The organism is Paenibacillus sp. FSL R7-269 (assembly GCF_000517865.1).
GTDB lineage: Bacteria > Bacillota > Bacilli > Paenibacillales > Paenibacillaceae > Paenibacillus_AQ.
The window spans coordinates 1-648 of record NZ_ASPS01000137.1; the positions used below are offsets into that span (position 1 = coordinate 1).

Here is a 648-nt window from a genome sequence, read left to right on the forward strand (position 1 = left end):
ACGTGATGTCCGTTACTAGCTTCTGCTGAGGTGCTGTCGCATGAAACTTACGCTTTAATCGGTTCGGGTAGACCACGGAAGGAGCGGAGCGCGCACGACTCCTTTTCTTGCGAATGACGGACTGGATCGATAGCTCTTTCATGAGCCTCCATACCTTCTTGTGGTTGACGAGGTAGCCTGCCTCCCGCAGGGCTGCCTGCATTCGAGGGTACCCGAAATAGGGATGAGCCAGGTGAATAGCTACCATATGCTCTTTCATGGCGTGCTCTTGCTCATAGGCATCCATTCGTCGAACCTGTGCACCTCGCCACTTGTAGTAATTTGCCCGCGATACCTCTGCAATGGCTAATAGGCGGGTGATGCGATGTTGGTCACGTAGTTCTTCAATGACGGCGTATTTGTCGTGTAGTCCAAGCTTCCCTCCCTTTACAGATTTGGATACCGCTTTTTTAAGTAGTCCACCTGTGCCTTTAAGTAATCTCGTTCTTCTTCTATACTGGCAAATGTAGAACGTGGACGTCCTTTTAAAGGGCTTGTTGCCCCTTTTTGTGTATCGAGTGGCTCCCCATTCCGATATTTCTTTACCCATACTTTAAGCTGGGTACAGTTCACAATTCCCAACCTGTCGGAGACGACCTTATAGCTCTC

2 protein-coding genes are annotated in these 648 nt (G+C 49.7%); both read right to left on the bottom strand.

The genetic code is table 11. The features are described from left to right. Positions 1-286 (bottom strand): IS3 family transposase (locus tag C162_RS35785; RefSeq protein WP_156949765.1); only part of this gene is annotated, 286 nt, incomplete at its 3' end. A gap of 140 nt (positions 287-426) precedes the next feature. Beyond that, positions 427-648: hypothetical protein (locus C162_RS37245; protein WP_235218599.1), on the bottom strand; the 222-nt coding region annotated here is incomplete at its 5' end.